General features: G+C 60.4%; 14 protein-coding genes. 10 read left to right on the top strand and 4 right to left on the bottom strand.

Going from position 1 to position 16,928, the window contains the following annotated elements:
- The first annotated feature begins 37 nt into the window (after nucleotides 1–37).
- From B7E11_RS22350 to B7E11_RS22375, 6 genes are all read left to right on the top strand, one after another.
- Nucleotides 38–1,609, top strand: coding sequence for an extracellular solute-binding protein (locus B7E11_RS22350; RefSeq protein WP_176220858.1), 1,572 nt, complete (start codon nucleotides 38–40; stop codon nucleotides 1,607–1,609).
- A 33-nt stretch (nucleotides 1,610–1,642) separates the two neighbouring features.
- Nucleotides 1,643–4,360: a hypothetical protein gene (locus B7E11_RS22355; RefSeq protein WP_080839022.1), complete on the top strand. Its 2,718-nt coding sequence runs from the start codon at nucleotides 1,643–1,645 to the stop codon at nucleotides 4,358–4,360.
- A gap of 225 nt (nucleotides 4,361–4,585) precedes the next feature.
- Nucleotides 4,586–5,911, top strand: a complete 1,326-nt coding sequence (locus tag B7E11_RS22360; RefSeq protein ID WP_080839023.1) for an alpha-L-fucosidase — start codon at nucleotides 4,586–4,588, stop codon at nucleotides 5,909–5,911.
- A gap of 699 nt (nucleotides 5,912–6,610) precedes the next feature.
- Nucleotides 6,611–6,985, top strand: coding sequence for a hypothetical protein (locus B7E11_RS29160; RefSeq protein WP_139787284.1), 375 nt, complete (start codon nucleotides 6,611–6,613; stop codon nucleotides 6,983–6,985).
- A gap of 35 nt (nucleotides 6,986–7,020) precedes the next feature.
- Nucleotides 7,021–8,109 (top strand): Gfo/Idh/MocA family protein, encoded by a 1,089-nt coding sequence (locus tag B7E11_RS22370; RefSeq protein ID WP_080839027.1) that lies wholly within the window; start codon nucleotides 7,021–7,023, stop codon nucleotides 8,107–8,109.
- The gene (locus B7E11_RS22375) at nucleotides 8,106–10,601 is read left to right on the top strand and encodes a glycoside hydrolase family 95 protein (protein WP_080839029.1); all 2,496 of its coding nucleotides are present in this window, start codon (nucleotides 8,106–8,108) and stop codon (nucleotides 10,599–10,601) included. The genes B7E11_RS22370 and B7E11_RS22375 overlap by 4 nt, the downstream gene beginning before the upstream one ends.
- Nucleotides 10,602–10,688: 87 nt before the next feature.
- Here the strand turns inward: B7E11_RS22375 and chrA are convergent, their stop codons facing one another.
- The 3 genes from chrA to chrS are packed head-to-tail and all read right to left on the bottom strand — an operon-like array spanning nucleotide 10,689 to nucleotide 12,351.
- The gene (gene chrA, locus B7E11_RS22380; protein ID WP_080839031.1) at nucleotides 10,689–11,225 is read right to left on the bottom strand and encodes a chromate efflux transporter ChrA; all 537 of its coding nucleotides are present in this window, start codon (nucleotides 11,223–11,225) and stop codon (nucleotides 10,689–10,691) included.
- 18 nt (nucleotides 11,226–11,243) lie between these two features.
- Nucleotides 11,244–11,864 (bottom strand): chromate efflux transporter ChrB, encoded by a 621-nt coding sequence (gene chrB / locus B7E11_RS22385; RefSeq protein ID WP_080839032.1) that lies wholly within the window; start codon nucleotides 11,862–11,864, stop codon nucleotides 11,244–11,246.
- Between the two features lies 1 nt (nucleotide 11,865).
- Nucleotides 11,866–12,351, bottom strand: coding sequence for a chromate efflux transcriptional regulator ChrS (gene chrS, locus B7E11_RS22390; RefSeq protein ID WP_080839033.1), 486 nt, complete (start codon nucleotides 12,349–12,351; stop codon nucleotides 11,866–11,868).
- Nucleotides 12,352–12,577: 226 nt separating this feature from the next.
- Between chrS and B7E11_RS22395 the strand changes: the two genes are divergently transcribed.
- The 4 genes from B7E11_RS22395 to B7E11_RS22410 all read left to right on the top strand — a co-directional run bounded on the left by B7E11_RS22395 (nucleotide 12,578) and on the right by B7E11_RS22410 (nucleotide 16,232).
- Entirely contained in the window at nucleotides 12,578–13,090 is a 513-nt protein-coding gene (locus B7E11_RS22395) for a metallophosphoesterase family protein (protein ID WP_080840939.1), read from the top strand.
- 226 nt (nucleotides 13,091–13,316) lie between these two features.
- The gene (locus tag B7E11_RS22400) at nucleotides 13,317–15,269 is read left to right on the top strand and encodes an acyltransferase family protein (RefSeq protein ID WP_080839035.1); all 1,953 of its coding nucleotides are present in this window, start codon (nucleotides 13,317–13,319) and stop codon (nucleotides 15,267–15,269) included.
- Between the two features lie 70 nt (nucleotides 15,270–15,339).
- Complete coding sequence (locus B7E11_RS22405) at nucleotides 15,340–15,939, top strand: TVP38/TMEM64 family protein (RefSeq protein ID WP_080839036.1); 600 nt, start codon at nucleotides 15,340–15,342, stop codon at nucleotides 15,937–15,939.
- 35 nt (nucleotides 15,940–15,974) lie between these two features.
- Complete coding sequence (locus B7E11_RS22410; protein ID WP_080839038.1) at nucleotides 15,975–16,232, top strand: YqkE family protein; 258 nt, start codon at nucleotides 15,975–15,977, stop codon at nucleotides 16,230–16,232.
- Between the two features lie 73 nt (nucleotides 16,233–16,305).
- Here B7E11_RS22410 and B7E11_RS22415 read toward each other — a convergent pair whose 3' ends face one another.
- On the bottom strand, nucleotides 16,306–16,767 hold the full coding sequence (locus B7E11_RS22415; protein ID WP_080839041.1) for a Dps family protein: 462 nt from the start codon (nucleotides 16,765–16,767) through the stop codon (nucleotides 16,306–16,308).
- Nucleotides 16,768–16,928 lie beyond the last annotated feature (161 nt).

Here is a 16,928-nt window from a genome sequence, read left to right on the forward strand (position 1 = left end):
TTGGAACGGCATCATTCGATGCGGGGGGATGAAGAAAATGACCGTACGCAAATGGACCCGGGGCGCGCTTGCGGGCACGCTTATGCTTTCGACTTTCATGGCCGGATGCGCCGGCTCGAACGACGCGGGCAAGCCGGCGGATTCCGGGAGCGCGGCTCCAGGATCGTCCGCGCCGGCCGCGATCGAAATTTCGGTAACCGGCATGCCGAAATACGCGCCGAACGAAATCCCGAACGAGTACGTGAAGCAGGTCGAGGAACGGTTCGGCATGGACTGGGACTTCGAAGCGATTCCGCTTTCGGCCGGCCTGGAAAAATATAACGTCATGTTCGCTTCCGGCGAATATCCGGAATTCATTCCGAACATGAACAGCCCGTCCAGCGTCAAAAAGTGGGCGTCGGCCGGCTACCTGCTGCCGATCGGCGATTACATCGACAAGCTGCCGAATTACCGGAAGCTGTTCACGGACGAGGATTGGGCGATGATGCTCGATTTCGCCGGCACGGACGGGAAGCTTTACATGCTGCCGAGCCTGGCGACGAACGATCCGATGACGTGGATTTTCCGCAAGGACGCTTTCGACCGGGCGGGCATCGCGGAGTTTCCGAAGACGCTCGATGAGCTGCGCGAAGCGCTGCGGAAGCTGAAGGAGGCGTACCCGGAATCGGTCGGCATCGGCGTGCGCGGCGGGACCGGCACCTCGGGCATCCAAAATTTGATGAACGGCTTCCGCCAGTCGTTCCGCAATCCGAACAACGCGCAGACGCGGGGCTTCTGGAACGACCCGGACGCGGGCGGCGCGGTCGTCTGGAACATGGCGACGGATAAGCACCGGAGCATGCTCGCCTATTTGGCCGGCCTTTACAAGGAAGGCTTGATCGAAAAAGAGTTCGCGACGTTGACGCAGGACCAGTGGGTGACGAAGCGGCTAACCGGCAAAGTGCTGCTCGATTTCCAATGGGCGAGCCATACCGTCGATCCTGCGTACGCGCTGACGGACATTCCCGGCGGCCGGTGGGAATATACTCGCGCGCTGCCGACGGCGGGCGACTTGCCCGCGCTCGAGTTCAAGCCGGCCAACTTCGCGCTGTTCGGGCCGATCTTCAGCAGCAAGCTGGCCGATCAGCCGGAGAAGCTCGACAAGCTGTTCGAATATATCGAATGGAGCGCGACGCCGGAAGGGCAGCTGTTCCACCATATGGGCATCGAGAACGTTACTTATGAGCGCAAGGACGGCAATATCGTTTACAAGGAAGGGTTGAACCGGCAAAAGGTCGCGGAGGAATACGGGTTCGACTGGTTTATCAAGCAAAGCGAAGAGGTGCTGAAATCCGACGCGACGTTCGCCAAAAAGCAGGAAGCGATGAACGAACTGGCCGGCATCTACAACGTCGATCCGAAAAGCGCTCCGCTGAGCGAGGAAGAGCAGCAAGTCGTCAATACGACGATGAGCGCGCTGGAGGATATCGCCTACCAGTTCGCCACGAAAGCCGTCATGGGCATCGTCGACGTCGCGAAGGACGCCGAATGGAACCGGTATTTGAGCGATCTGGAAAAGTCGGGTCTTCGGGAAGCGACGGAAATTTTCCAAAAATATTTGCAGGAATAGACCCAACCGAGCGTCAGGGGGAATCGTACCGTCATGAAAACCGTTCATTTGTCCGTCTCGGAAACGGCGGGAAAAAGAGAGCGCTTCGGCGCGGAGCTGCTGAAGCGCTCGCTGCAAGGAATCGGCTGCGAGGTCCGGGAGCACGGCTCGTGGACGCTCGCGGCGTACCGCGGCATTCCGGGGCCGAAAATCGTCGTCGGCGTCCGCGGGGAGCATCCGTTTCTCCGCGAGCTGGAGGAAAGCGACGTGCTGCTGTACCATACCGATCCGCCGGGCGCCGAAGGGTTTTATCTCGCTTCCTTGCCCGGCGAGCTGATCGCGGTCGCGGGAGGCGGCGATACCGGCGCGCTCTACGGCTGCCAGGAGCTGGCCGACCGGATCGGGCAGGCGGGCGAGCTTCCGCGCAATCTCGCGTACGGAGACGGTCCGGCCATGAAGCTGCGCGGCCCCGTCGTGCCTTTGCAGTTGACGAAGCTGGAGCCGCCCCGGCAAACGTACGAGTACCCGATCACGCCCGGCCGGTTCCCGTGGTTTTACGACCGGGGGATGTGGCTCGCCTATTTGGACCGGCTGTTCGAGTATCGCTGCAACGTCGTGTACGTCTGGTCCGGCCATCCGTTTTCCTCGCTCGTGCGGCTTGCGGAATATCCCGAAGCGCTGGAAGTGACGGAGGAGGAGTTCAGCCTGAACGCCGAGACGGTCCGCTGGCTCGCCGAAGAATGCGACCGCCGGGGCATCTGGCTCGTGCTCAAATTTTACAACATTCACATCCCGTTGCCGTTCGCGCGCCATCACGGCCTCGACCTTCATCAGCCGAAGCCGCTGCCGCTGACGAGCGACTATTACATCCGTTCCATCTCCGCCTTCATCCGCGAATACCCGAACGTCGGATTGATGGTTTGCCTGGGCGAGGCGCTGCAGGGAGCGGTTTACGGCGTCGAATGGTTCAACGAAACGATATTGGCCGGGGTCAAGGACGGCTTAAAGTCGTTGGGGCGCAAGGAGCCTCCGCCGATCATCGTCCGGGCGCACGCCATCCCCGCGGAAAAAGTAATGGCCGAGGCGATTCCGCAATACCCGAATTTATTCACCGAGGCGAAGTACAACGGCGAGTCCCTGACGACGTATACGCCGCGTGGCAAATGGCAGGGCGTGCACCGGCATTTGGCCTCGCTCGGCTCCGTCCACTTGTTCAACGTGCACATATTGGCGAATTTGGAGCCGTTCCGATACGGTTCTCCCGATTTTATTCAAAAATCCGTTCAGGCGGCCAAGTACCGGCTTCACGCGAACGGCATCCATCTGTATCCGCTGTTTTTCTGGGATTGGCCGTATTCGCCGGACAAAACGAACCCGAGGCTGAAGCAGATCGACCGCGACTGGATCTGGTTTGCCGCATGGTTCCGCTACGCCTGGAATCCCGACCGCGACCCGAAGCTGGAGCGCTCGTACTGGATCGGGCGGCTGCAGGAGCGCTACGGCAGCCGCGAGGCGGGGGAAGCGATTCTGGACGCCTATGAGGAAGCGGGAGAAATCGCGCCGAAGCTGCTGCGGAGGTTCGGCATTACGGAAGGCAACCGGCAGACGATGAGCCTCGGCATGACGATGAGCCAGCTCGTCAATCCGGCCCGCTACAGCCCGTGGCGGGAGCTGTGGGAGGATCAGGCGCCGCAGGGCGAGCGGCTCGACGTCTATGACGAGCGCGAAGCGAACGGGCAGCCGCATATCGGCGAAACGCCGCCCGATATCGCGGACGCCGCCGACGAGCATGCGAAGCGGGCGCTCCGGGCGATCCGGTCTGCGGAACGGTTCGTCGAGCGCGGCCGGGACGAGTTCGGGCGGCTTGCGTCCGATATCGAGGCGATCGCCTGGATGACGCAAGCCTATACGCACAAGGTTCGCGCGGCGATTCGCATTCTGGCGTACAAGCGGCTTGCGGCCGAAGGAGGCTTCGCGAAGCATGCTGAAGCGCTGGCGGAAGCGGAGCCGGATTTCCGGCGCAGCCTGGAAGCGTACCGGAAGCTCGCCGAGCTGACGGAACGCACGTATTTGTACGCGAACAGCATGCAAACGCCGCAGCGGAAGGTGCCGTTTCCCGACGGCGAAAAATTCGGCCACTGGCGGGATTGCCTGCCGCGCTACGAGGCCGAGTACGCGAATTTCGCGGCCCGTTTGCGGGAGCTTCGGGAGGGGAAGCTGCCGAAGGCGATCGCGGACGCGGCGGGACAGGCGGCGATCGCGCCGTATCGGCAGGCGGCGTTCGAGCTTCTGTCGGCGGATGCCGAAACCTATACGCTGCGGAAGGACGAACGGCTGTTTACGGACGGCGGCGTGTTCGCGTCTTTCGTCGCGGAAGAGCTGGCCGGGCTGACCGGCATCCGGTTCTCCCGCGAGCGCGCGAGCAAGGAGGGAATGCGAATCGAGCTCGAGTTGAAGGAGCCCGCGCGCATCCTCATCGGCTACTTCCGCTCGGGCGATTCCCAGTGGCTGCAGGTGCCCAGCCTGGAAGTGAACACGCACGCCGACGCGCGCGGCGGACTCGCGCCGGTGATCGCAAACGGATTGAAGGTGTTCTTCCATCCTTCGGTCAACGTGCATGCGTTTCTTTACGAGGAAGGCCGCCATGCGCTCGATTTCGGGCCGGGCGCCTATCTCGTCGCCGGCGTCATCCCGGCGGAGGAGCCGCTGTCGCCCCGGGATGCGGACGCTTCGGCCGGCGTGGACACGCTCGATTGGTTGTTCGAGCCCTAAGCGGGACAATAGTGGCAGACGATCGAATGAAAGCAGGCTTCGCGCCGTTCGAGGCCGCTTGGCTTGGGTTGCGGCTTCGCCCCGTTCGATGCCGTTCGGCTTGGGTAGCGGCTTCACCCCGTTCGATGCCGTTCGGCTAGGGTTGCGGCTTCGGACGGGTTTCTCTTCTTGTTTGGCTAGAGGGTTTGCTGGAGGCGTAACGCGCTTCGAAGGAGGCTGATCTTTTTGACCACAATCCGATTGGATAATCCGCAAGATACGGTAGCCCCTACCCGGGGGGATTCGAGCTGGTACACGCACGACCGTTTCGGCATGTTCATCCACTGGGGCCTGTACTCGCTCGGAGCGAGGCACGAGTGGATGCGTTCGCGCGAGTTTTTGAGCAACGAGCAGTACGAAACCTATTTCAAGCGCTTCGATCCCGATTTGTACGATCCCGGCTTATGGGCGCAGCTTGCCAGCGACGCGGGCATGAAATACATGGTGGCGACGGCCAAGCACCATGAAGGCTTCTGCTTGTGGGACTCGCAATTGACGGAATACAAAGCGACCCGTACGCCCGCCGGAAGGGACGTGCTGCGGCCGATGCTGGACGCCTTTCGCGAACGGGGCTTAAGGACGGGCCTTTATTATTCGCTGCTCGACTGGCACCACCCGCATTACACCGTCGACGTGAAGCACCCGCAGCGCTACGATGCCGAATTCGCGGCGCAAAGCCGCGAGCGCGACTGGCACCGATACGTAGACTACCTGCACGGACAAACGAAAGAACTGCTGACCGGGTACGGGCCGATCGACCTGATGTTCTTCGACTTTTCCATTCCGGCCGAGGAAGGCTTTGCCGGGAAGGGGAAAGACGAATGGCAGAGCGAGCGGCTCGTCGAGACGATCCGGTCGCCCCGTCCCGATATTTTGCTTAACGACCGGCTGCAAATTCCGGGAGACATTACGACGCCGGAGCAGTATCAGCCGCGGGAATGGATTCAGGTGAACGGTCGCCGCGTCGTATGGGAAGCTTGCCATACGTTCAGCGGCTCGTGGGGCTACTACCGCGACGAGGAATCGTGGAAAAGCGTCGACACGCTGGTCAAAATGCTGATCGATACGGTCGCCAAAGGCGGCAACCTGCTCCTGAACGTCGGGCCTAACGGAAGGGGGGAAATCGACGAGCGAGCGGTCGACCGCCTGAAGGGGATCGGGGCCTGGATGCGGCTGCACAGCCGATCGATTTACGGCTGCACCGCCGCTCCCGAATCGCTTTATTGTCCGCCGGACTGTCGGTATACGTTCCATCCCGAGAAAAAGCGGCTGTACATTCACTTGTTCAGCTGGCCTTTCAAGCATCTGCATCTGTACGGATTTGCGGGATTGGCCGAGTACGCCCAACTGCTGAACGACGCCTCGGAAATCCGGATGCTCGAGGGCGAACGGGAAATGACGATGGAGGCTGGCGCCTTTAACGAGGGAAGGAAAGCGGGAACGCTGACGCTGCAGCTGCCCGTGAAAAAACCGGCCGCCTGCGTGCCGGTCATTGAGCTGTTTTTGAAGTAAGTAGGCCGTCTCGCGCATGCTGCGTCCGGCCGCCGCCGCCCGTTATCGCTAGATGCGCTCCGGGGCGGCGTTGCGTTTTTTTCGCGACGTCGGTATCCCGCTCGCTCAGTCATTTTGCGCATTGTGCGCTTTAGCGCCGGTTTCCCGCCCAGTATCATTCGGACAACAGAACTAATTGGAGGTGTCAAGATCCGATGCCTGGTGCGGTAATTTGAGTTCCTTGTTGTGCATCTTCTTCCGACTTTCCTATTGCTAAGCGAAGGGGATATCGACTATAGTTTGGAAGAAAAATCCAACGTTTCAAAAAGCAACCGGGGCTCATGAAACGCAACCTTCGTGTTAAGAGAGCAAGCGGGGATTCTGAAACTGGAGGGCGGTCTGAGTCAAAGGGATACCGAAGATAAGCGCCAAAAAAGGATAAGGAGCGACTGGAGGGGGCGTGGGAGATGGCGAGATTTTTTTGTCGTCGGGAGGCGTTAAAAAGCGCTGTCCGCGCCATTTGCCGGTTCTCTTGGCGTATCGGAAAGTTTAAGGTCTTCACCGTACTAAAGAGTTGTATGGAGAATTATGGGGAGAGGGGGAGCCACCCAAGCGGTAGGAAAGCGGAGGGAGCCTACGTTGGATTTCGTCCAATCAAGGGAGCGGAAAACAGGGAAACCGTGGTCTAGAGTGGAATTTATCCAATGAGGAACATGGAATTTGGGTGAAAACGCGGAAAAAAACGCGCCAGATTGGACAAAATCCAACGAAGATGACGTGTTCCGTGAAAAAACCGGTTTTGATTGGACAAAATCCAACCAAGCATCGCCGAGCGCTGCGTCATCCCGCTCAATCCCGCTCAATCCCGCTCAATCCCGCTCAATCCCGCTCAACCCCGCTCAACCCCGCTCAATCCCGCTCAACCCCGCCCTTTTCGAGGACGACGTAAGGCGCTTTACTTGCGCGGCGATTGCCCGAACCGCTGTCATCTCGGTTGTCGTCTCGGCTCGCGCTGAGAGCCGGGAGTATGCGAGCGGACAAAAGTGCAACTTTTTTCGGCCGTTCGGAGAAGTTTGCGGGGACGCGATCCGTTAAACTGGATATAAGCAAAAGAGGAGGGCGATACAAGCATGACATCCGCCAAAGTATACAATCTCGGCGTCATCGGGCTCGGGGAGGGGCGCAGCATTATGTCGGCGGCGCTGCAGAGCGATCGCTGGACGCTCAAGAAGGCGTGCGACTTGAACGAGGAGCTGTGCCGGACGCGCGAGAAGGAGTTCGGTTTCTCCGCGTGGACGACGAGCTACCAAGAATTGCTGGCCGATCCCGCCATCGATGCGATCGCCATCTATACGCCGGACCAGCTGCATTTTACGCATGCATGCCAGGCGCTGGAAGCGGGCAAGCACGTCGTGTGCACGAAGCCGCTGCTGCCGTCGCTGGAAGGGGCGGCCGAGCTTCTCGAGCTGCGGCGGCGCAGCGGGAAGCAGGTGTTCGTCGGGCAGAGCTCGCGCTTTTTCGAGCCGATGATCCTGCAGCGCAAAGATTTCGAGACGGGGCGGCACGGGGACGTCGAAACGGTGGAAGCCCATTACATCACCGACGCGCGCTGGTTTCTCGACAAAGCCTGGAGCCGGAAAAAAGGGTTCAGCTGGATGTACAATTTCATGATTCACGCGGTCGATCTCGTGCGGTGGTATTTGCCGGGCGTGACCGGCGCGATGGGCTTCGGGCGCGTTAGCGAAAACAGCAGATCTTACGGCATCGAAGCGTGGGATTCGCTGCGGTTTCTGCTGCGCGACGAGCAGGGCCGCATTGCCCAGGTTTCGGGGAACTACACGATGCCGACGCTGGGGCAGCATGTCGAGCCCTCGATCGGCTGCGTCATCCGCGGCACGAAGGGCGTAACCCGGGCGGAGTATTCCAATTTGAGCTACCATACGCATTTTGCCGGGGAAGGCACGCGGACGGTTTCGATCGAGGAAAAGCACGATTACTATTTCCGTTTCGAAGGCAAAAGCCACCATGCGGGGGAGTATCAAAATTATATCGAGTATTTCGCGGACTGCCTGGACGAAGGGAAACCCGCGCTGCCGGACGCGGCCGAAGCGGTTCGCACGCTTGCGCTGATGCTGGCGATGGAGCGCAGCATGGCGGAGGACGGGCGCTACGTGACGATCGACGAAATTTTGCGGGAATCGGGGCTCGCCGTCCGATGAAGCTGCGTTACGACAAAGCGGCGGCCGTATGGAACGAAGCGCTGCCCGTCGGCAACGGGCGAATCGGGGCGATGGTGTTCGGCGGCGTGGAGCGGGAGACGCTGACGCTGAATGAGGATACGCTCTGGTCGGGGTATCCGCGGGACTGGAACAACCCGAAGGCGAAGGAAGCGTGGCCCGAAATGAGGAGGCTCATCGCGGCGGGCAAAGGAGAAGAAGCGGAACGGTTAAGCAAAGAGGCGACGATGGGACCGTATACGCAAACGTACATGCCGCTCGGCGAGCTTCGCCTGACGTTTCGGCACGGGCATCAAACAGAAAGCTACGCGCGCGAGCTGGATATCGCCCAAGGAATCGCATCCGTTAGGTATCGGATCGGCAAGACGGAATACGAACGCGAGACGTTCGTTTCCCATCCCGACGGGCTGCTGGTCATGCGAATCCGCGCCAGCCGGGACGGAGCCGTCTCGTTCAAGGCGTCGCTCGACAGCCTGCTCCGGGCGGAAGCCAGCGCCGAAGGGAACGACCTCGCGCTGCGCGGCTATTGCCCGGAAAACGTCGATCCGAGCTACTATCCGACGGACGACCCGGTGCGCTACGGCTATCCGGAAACGACGAAGGCGATGCGCTTCGAATGCCGGCTGCGGATTCGCGCGACGGGACCCGAGGCGGCGGTCCGCGTCGATGCGAACGGCGCGCATGTCGAGCGCGCGACGGAAGCCGTCCTGCTGCTGGCCGCGGCGACCAGCTTCGACGGCTGCGACCGCTGTCCCGGCACGGAGGGCCGCGACCCGGGAGCCGCCGTCGCTTTCGACTTGGCGCGCGCGGCGGACAAGTCGTTCGAGCAGCTTCGCGCGGCGCATGAGGCCGATCATGCCGAGCTGTTCGGCCGGGTGTCGCTGAAGCTGGCCCCGGCATCGGAAGCGGTCGGCGGCTTGCCGGCGGACGGGGCGTCCATGCCGCCGCTATCCGAAGCGGAACCGGGCGAAATTCCGCCGCCGGCCGTCAAGCCGCAGCCGCGGGAGGAGCCGGCCCGCGGCCTGACGACCGACCGGCTCATCGCGGAGCGCGGGGCGGCCGACCCCGGGCTGGTCGAGCTGCTGTTCCAATACGGGCGCTACCTGATGATCGCCGGCTCCAGACCCGGAACGCAGCCGATGAATTTGCAGGGGATATGGAGCCATGAGGTCCGCCCGGTATGGAGCTGCAATTACACGCTGAACATCAACGCGCAAATGAATTATTGGCCCGCGGAGACGTGCGCGCTTCCCGAGTGCCACGAGCCGCTGCTGCGTTTTATCGGGGAACTCGCGGCAAACGGAGCGCGGACCGCCTCCGTCAATTACGGCTGCCGGGGCTGGGTCGCCCACCACAACTCCGATTTGTGGCGCCAATCCGCCCCTCCCGGCGATTACGGGCACGGCAATCCGCTATGGGCGAATTGGCCGATGGGCGGCGTGTGGCTGTGCCGGCATTTGTGGGAGCATTACGAGTTTCGGCCGGATCGCGCGTATTTGCGCGACTTCGCTTATCCGATCCTGAAGGAAGCGTCGCTGTTTTGCCTGGACTGGCTAGTCGAGGACGGACGGGGCTTCCTTGTGACGTCGCCTTCGACGTCTCCGGAGCATCGCTACGTGACCGAGGACGGCAGCGTACGGGCGCTCGGCGAAGCCGCGACCATGGATATGCTGCTCATCTCCGAACTGCTGGCCCATTGTATCGCGGCGTCCGAAATTCTCGACACGGACGAGGAGCTTCGCCGGCAGTGGAAGGAGACGATCGGCAGGCTTCCGCCTCCGCGAATCGGACGCCGCGGGCAGCTTCAGGAATGGCTGCGCGATTACGGCGACGAAGACGAGCATCATCGTCACGTGTCGCATTTGTACGGCGTTTATCCGGGCGACAGTATGACCGAAGAATCCGATCCGTCGCTGTTCGCGGCGGCGAAGACGGCGCTGGAGCGCCGAGGCGACGACGGGACGGGCTGGAGTCTGGCATGGAAAATCGCGCTGTGGGCAAGATTCGGCGACGGCGAGCGCGCGCTCGCCCTGATCGCGAACCTGCTTCGTCCGGCGGAGGAGAGGGACGGCATTCGCTTCGTCGGCGGCGGCGTGTACCCGAACCTGCTCGACGCCCATCCGCCGTTTCAAATCGACGGCAACTTCGGCGCGACCGCCGGCATCGCCGAGATGCTGCTGCAATCGCACGGCGGCATCGTCCGGCTGTTGCCCGCGCTTCCGAAGGCTTGGGCCGACGGGAGCGTCGAAGGGATGCGGGCGCGAGGAGGCTTCGAAGTCGGCTTCGCCTGGAAAAACGGACGCGTGGCGACCGCCCGCATCGCTTCCCTTGCCGGCGCGCTCTGCCGGATCGCCGAAGCGCGCCCGTTCGCGGTCAGCTGCGGCGGCGAAACGGTCAAGACGAGCCGGTCCTCCGGCGGCATAACCGAGTTCGCGACGGAAGCCGGCCGAACCTACGAACTGCGTTTTTCATGAAGCGAAGGACAAACGAAACGGCCGTCCCCGTCATCTTCCATGACGAGGGACGGCCTTTCGGTTTCCAACGGAAGTCGGCTCGGCGCGTCAAACGAGCGGGAGCACGATGCCGCCGTACGCGAATGCCGCGACGATGACGACGGCCGGGTGGATTTTTTTGACGATCATCGCCCAGAAGGCGACGGCCGCGATGCCGAGCGATTGCCAAACGCCGATATTCTGGATGGAGCTTTCGCCCATTTCGTACGTGAGCAGCAGCATCATGATCGCGATGACCGGTTGGACGAGCAGCGTCAATCCTTTGACGACGTTCGATTGGCGGTACCTTTGAATGACCTTGAGCAGCACGATCAATGCCGCGGCCGACGGGACGACCGTCGCGGCCAAGGCGGCGAACGCGCCGGCGACGCCGGAAACGTCAAATCCGACGAAGGCGGCGATTTTCGTGGCGATCGGCCCGGGCAGGGCGTTGCCCAGCGCCAAAATATTGGAAAATTCATGATCGGTGGACCAGCGGTAATGATTGACGATCTCCTGATACATGAGCGGGATGGAAGCCGGTCCGCCCCCGTATCCGAGCACGTTCGCGATAAAAAATCCGACGATGAGGTTGATGAGATCCATGCCAAGCGCTCCTTCGATTTAAGATCCGGCGTCGGTTTCGCGTTCGGATGCGGGTTTTCGTTTCTTTTTGAACCATGCCCTTAACCGGAAGTGGACGGTCCCGTAAGCGAGAAACAGCGCGATGACGATCGCCGGATGCAGGTCGACCCCTTGCAAGAGAACGAACGCCAGGACGAAAAACCCGATGCCGAGCGGGATGCCCAGCCCCTTCACGGCTTTTTCTCCGAACTGGTAGGCCATCTCCCCGAGCATGACGGCGATGACGGGCGTCACCGCGCCGATCATTCCCTGGACGATCGGGGATTCGCTCAGCACCTGGACGGCGGACAGCAAGGCGACCATCGCGATGCACGAAGGCAAAATATGGGCCAGGACGCCGACGATCGCGCCGAGCGTTCCCCGGATGCGGTAGCCCAAATACGCGCCCATTTTCGTGGCGATCGGCCCGGGCAAGGCGTTGGCGATGGCCAGCACTTCGCCGAATTCGTCGTCGTCCATCCATTTATAGTGAGTGACGGCTTCGTACCGGATAAGCGGGATGACCGACGGTCCGCCCCCGTAGCCCAGCACCCCGGTTTTCGCCATCGCCCACGCGAGCTGCCCGTAAGAGCCGGGCTTTTCGTTCGTTTGCTTTTCCATGCTACAGCCTCATTCCCATTCTGCTCTTGTAACGCGTGATCAGCACCTGGCAGTCGACGCTCGTGATGCCGGGCATTTTGTACAGCTTATCCTTCAAAAACGATTCCATCTCCGCGTTGTCGGCAAACAGTCCGTGCATATGGAGCTTGCTCGGGCCCGTCATATGGTAAAGACTCGTAACGGCCGGATCGTCCGCCAATTCGTCCGCGACCTCGTGCAAATATTTCGGTTCGACCTCGACGTTAAAAAAAGCGGACACCCGGATGCCGATTTTGGCCGGATTGATGACCGCGGTAAACCGTTCGATGACGCCGCTTTCGAGCAGCGCGTTGATTCGCGTCTGAACCGCGACGCGGGATAAGCCGATTTCTTTGGCCAAATCGGTGTAGGAGATTCTGCCGTTTTTATGCAAAGCGGCGATGATTTGCCGGTCGGTGTCGTCGATTTCGGCCGGCCGGGGCGGGACGTTTTTTTCCTGTTGAGCCATATCGTCATCTCCGTTCGGTTTTGGATTGCAAAACGAAAGAAATAAATCGATTTCGATTGCCACTCGAATTAATATACACGGGATACCTTACGCATTCAACGATTTTTACGATTGTTATCGTCGTTTTGTATTTTTGCCTAATTTTGCTCGCTTCTTTCTGTTTACATATACTAATGGAAGGAGCCGACGAACTTGCCTTTCGAGTCGCCGAAGGGAGGAGATTAAGCTGAAAATCGTCATCGTCGCGGATACCCATATGCCCCGAATGGCCAAAAAGCTGCCGGAGCCGCTGGAACGGGAGCTGAAGCGGGCGGATGCCGTCCTGCACGCCGGGGATTGGACGGATCCGAAGCTGATCGGGGAGCTGGGGGCGTTTGCGCCCGTTTACGGCGTAGCGGGGAACAACGACGGGCCGGACATCGTCAAGCGGCTCGGATACCGGAAAATCGTCCGCTTCGGTCCGGTCGCGCTCGGCCTCGTGCACGGCCACGGGCCGGGGGCCAGAACCGATACCGAAACGAACGCCCTGAACGCGTTCAAAGGAGAGGACGTCCAAGCCGTCGTTTACGGACACTCCCACATCCCGGTTTTGAAGGAGAAGAACGGTCTGCTCGTGTTCAATCCCGGGTCGCCGACGGACAAAAGAAGGCAGCCGGCCTACTCGTTCGGAGTGATGGAAATCGAAGGGGGCCGCCTGGGGGCGAGACACGTTTTTTACGAACGGAAGCGATCCGAATAATGCCGCGAAAAAGTCGCAAAAAGCGACTTTTTTCTTTGTTTTTTATGTAACGGGAAGCGGGGCTGCGTCGTCTAATACGAGGAAGCGAAAAAACGCCGAACGGGCGTCGGAAGGAGGAAAGAGCGACAGCTTGCAAGCGGCTTTAAACCGGAAGAACGCGAATACAATGGTAATGGATTTTGCAAGTCGCCTCACATGAATTTACTGCAGCAAGGAGAACGCGGGTATGCCGAAACCCTCACACCGCAATTACCGGTACATACCGGGTCTGGACGGACTCAGGGCGGTTGCCGTCCTGGCCGTCATCGCCTATCACTTTGGTTTGCCCGGAGCCCAGGGCGGTTTTTTGGGCGTCGAAATGTTTTTTGTTCTTTCCGGTTATTTGATTACCGATATTTTGATCAACGATCGGCAAACGCACGGCCGAATCCGGCTCGCGGATTTTTGGCTCCGGCGCGCGCGCAGGCTGCTGCCGGCCATGCTGACGATGCTTGCGGCCGTGTCTCTATGGCTCTTGTTCACGGACGGCCATCGCTTATCGCTCCACGCCGGCGACCTGGCGTCCGCGCTTTTATATGTCAACAACTGGTGGCTCGTTTATCACGATGTTTCCTACTTCGAAAGCTTCGGTCCGCCTTCGCCGTTCGGCCATTTATGGTCGCTGGCGGTGGAGGAGCAGTTCTACGTCATTTGGCCGCTTGTCGTCGCGCTTGCCCTGAAATTCGTCAAGCGCAGGGGAGCGGTTGCCGCGGTCGCCCTCGCGGGCGCTTTGCTGTCGGCGCTGGCGATGGGGCTCCTCTACGTGCCGGGCGCCGATCCGAGCCGCGTTTATTACGGCACGGATACGCGCTCCTTCGGCATGCTGATCGGCGCGGCGGCGGCGCTCTTGCTGCCGAGCGCGAAGCTGCCCGAAATCGTGCGCGGACGCGGCGTTGCCGGGCTCGATGCGGCGGGAATCGCCGGCCTGGCCGTCGCGCTCGTTATGATTTGGCGGGTCGGGGAATACGACGCGTCGCTGTATCCCGGCGGATTTCTGCTGCTCGCCGCCGCCACGGTCGGCGTCATTGCGGCCGTCGCCCATCCGGACGGACGCCTTGGCCGCCTGCTCGGAGCGAGGCCGCTGCGCTGGATCGGCGTGCGCTCGTACGGCATTTATTTGTGGCATTACCCGGTTTTTGCGCTGACGTCTCCCTCCGTCCATACGGGGGGGACGGACTACGGCTTGATGGCGCTGCAGCTCGCGCTGACGTTCGGGCTCGCCGTTTTGTCCTGGCGCTTCGTCGAGGAACCGATCCGTTCCGGCGCATGGAGGCGTCGCCGGGCAGCGGCTGCGGTCTCCGAAACGCCGGAAGTCGCCAAGGCCCGGAGGCGCAAGCCGATTGCCGTCGGCTTCGGCTCCGCGCTGCTGCTCGGCGTCATGTTCGCGAGCGTATCCGGCAATGCGGTCGAAGTCGCCGCGCCGCAAACGGGAATCGCCGGGTCGAACGGGCAGCAGGGGACGCCGGAGAAAGCCGAATACGCCCATTCCGTTCCCGGCGGATCGGCATCGGGCGGATCGACGAAGCCCGCGGGGCCGAGCGGAACGAACTTGGCGGCGCCTTCCGCCGGAACGGCGCCGGCGGGCGAGCCGTCCGGCCAGACCGGACCCGGAAGCGAGCCGTCCCCTTCGCCTTCGGCGTCCCCCGGGGCGGACGGCCCAAATAACGCCGTCTCGGGAGAAGGCATCACCGTCATCGGCGATTCGGTCATTCTTGCCGTCCAGCCCTTCCTCGAGGAGATGCTGCCCGGCATCCGCGTAGACGGCTTGAAAGGACGGCAGCTTTACGACGCCCCTGAATTGATCGAGGAGATGAAGGAAGCCGGAACGCTCGGCAGCCGGGTCGTCATCGAGCTCGGCACGAACGGGTTGTTTTCCGAGAAACAGCTTGACCGTCTGCTCGATTCGCTGGACGAAGCGGAACAAATTTTGCTGATCAACACGAGGGTCCCGCGCAAATGGCAGGACAACGTGAACGCCACGCTCGAAAAGGCGGCCGAAAGCCGCGACAACGTCATCCTGCTCGATTGGAACGCGGCGAGCCGGAACCGGGACGATTATTTTTATCCGGACGGGGTTCACCTGAAGCCCGACGGGGCGAAAGCCTATGCGGAACTCGTCAGCGAGTCTGTCAAATCGTAAGCAGCAATCCGTATATTGATATATAATAGGATAGCAAGCGCCAAGACAGACGGAAACTGGAGTGGACGAAGTGGGGGAAACGATTAACGCTTGGATCGAACAACTGCTTGACGCGACGCAGCTCGAAGGTTTTTATTTGCTCGTCCTGACGATTCCGCTTGCCGCCATTCAAGGCTTGCTTGGGCTTTTTCCGTTTACGACGATCATCATGCTTCACATTTCGGGCCTGGGCCTGGTCAACGGCATGCTGATGAGCTGGCTGGCGGGCACGGTCTCGGCCGTCGCGGTCTATTATCTTTGCAAATCGATTTTGGGCGAGTGGTTTAACCGCAAAATGGAGCAAAAGCTGAAAAAGTACGAAAAATGGACGAAATACGTGGAAGAGTACGGCGTTTGGGCGATTATCTTTTTGCGCACGCTGCCGATCATGCCGAACAATTTGATCACGTTTTTGGCCTCGATCTCGGCGGTCAAGCCGGGCGCCTACTGGATTTCTTCCATCGTCGGGAACTTGTCCCATATTTGGCTGTTCGGCATTATCAGCTCGTCCATTTTGATGCCCGGCGTCAGCACGTGGGCGTTAATCGGCTCCTATACGGCGTTCTGCATCGTGCTCACGGCCGTATTTTTCGCGGTTCATTACCGCAAGCGCCAGCGGCTGAAGACGTAATCGGCATTACGGCCCGGAATGGAGGATCATCGATTATGGCAACAAAAAAACGGCAGCGGCAAGCGCAGCCCGCCGCAACCGACAAACCGGCGACGCTTCGCGACCTGCTCGACGAAGGAACGCTGGGCAAGCTGAAGGCTCATGCCGAGGCGTTGAAGGAAGAAGGACGCAAGACCGCCGAGGAAAAGAAGAAGCGCGAGGAAGAAGCAAGGCGCGCGGAACTGAAGCGGCTTGAAAACGACTTCGAATTTTTGCTGAACAACAGCAAGATGGATTGGCAAAAATATAAATAAGGAAGAAAAGCCTCCCGCAACCGCGCAAGTAGCGGGCGGGAAGCTTGCTTTTCGGCGTAAATCCGGATCGCGATCAGGCGTGGACCGGCGTTTTGACGTCTTTGCCGAGGAAGGCGTTCAGCATCCAGATATGCTTTTCCAATCCGGTTTGAATGCCAAGCAGCATATCGCTCGTCACTTCGTCCTTCGCTTTGTCCGCGATTTCGATCCCTTTTTGAAGTTCGTCCCGGATCGAAGCGAAGTCGCTTGCGATGGCGGCAACCATTTCTTCGGGACTTTCCTTCCCGGCGCCTTCTTTCACCGATGCCAGCTTCAAGCTTTCCGACAGCGTCGAGACCGGACGTTCGCCGATGGCAAGCAAGCGTTCCGCAAGCTCGTCCAGATGCGCGGAGGCTTCATTGTACAGCTCCTCGAATTTCTCGTGCAGCGTAAAGAAATGAGGGCCTTTGACAAACCAGTGGTATTGATGCAGTTTCGTATACATAACGGTCCAATTGGCAACTTGTTGGTTCAGTACGGATGCGACGTTCGACATGAACGATTCCTCCTCATTTTTTTAAATTTAAACTTAATCTAAATCCTGATATAAATATAACACGATACTGAATTGTCGTCAACCTGTCGGGACCTCTTCGTTCAAAAAAACGTCCGAATTGGTTAAAAATCCGGAAAATCCGGCGAACGGGAAGCGGGAGG

The sequence above is a fragment of the Cohnella massiliensis genome (assembly GCF_900169535.1).
Taxonomy (GTDB): Bacteria; Bacillota; Bacilli; order Paenibacillales; family Paenibacillaceae; genus Cohnella; species Cohnella algarum.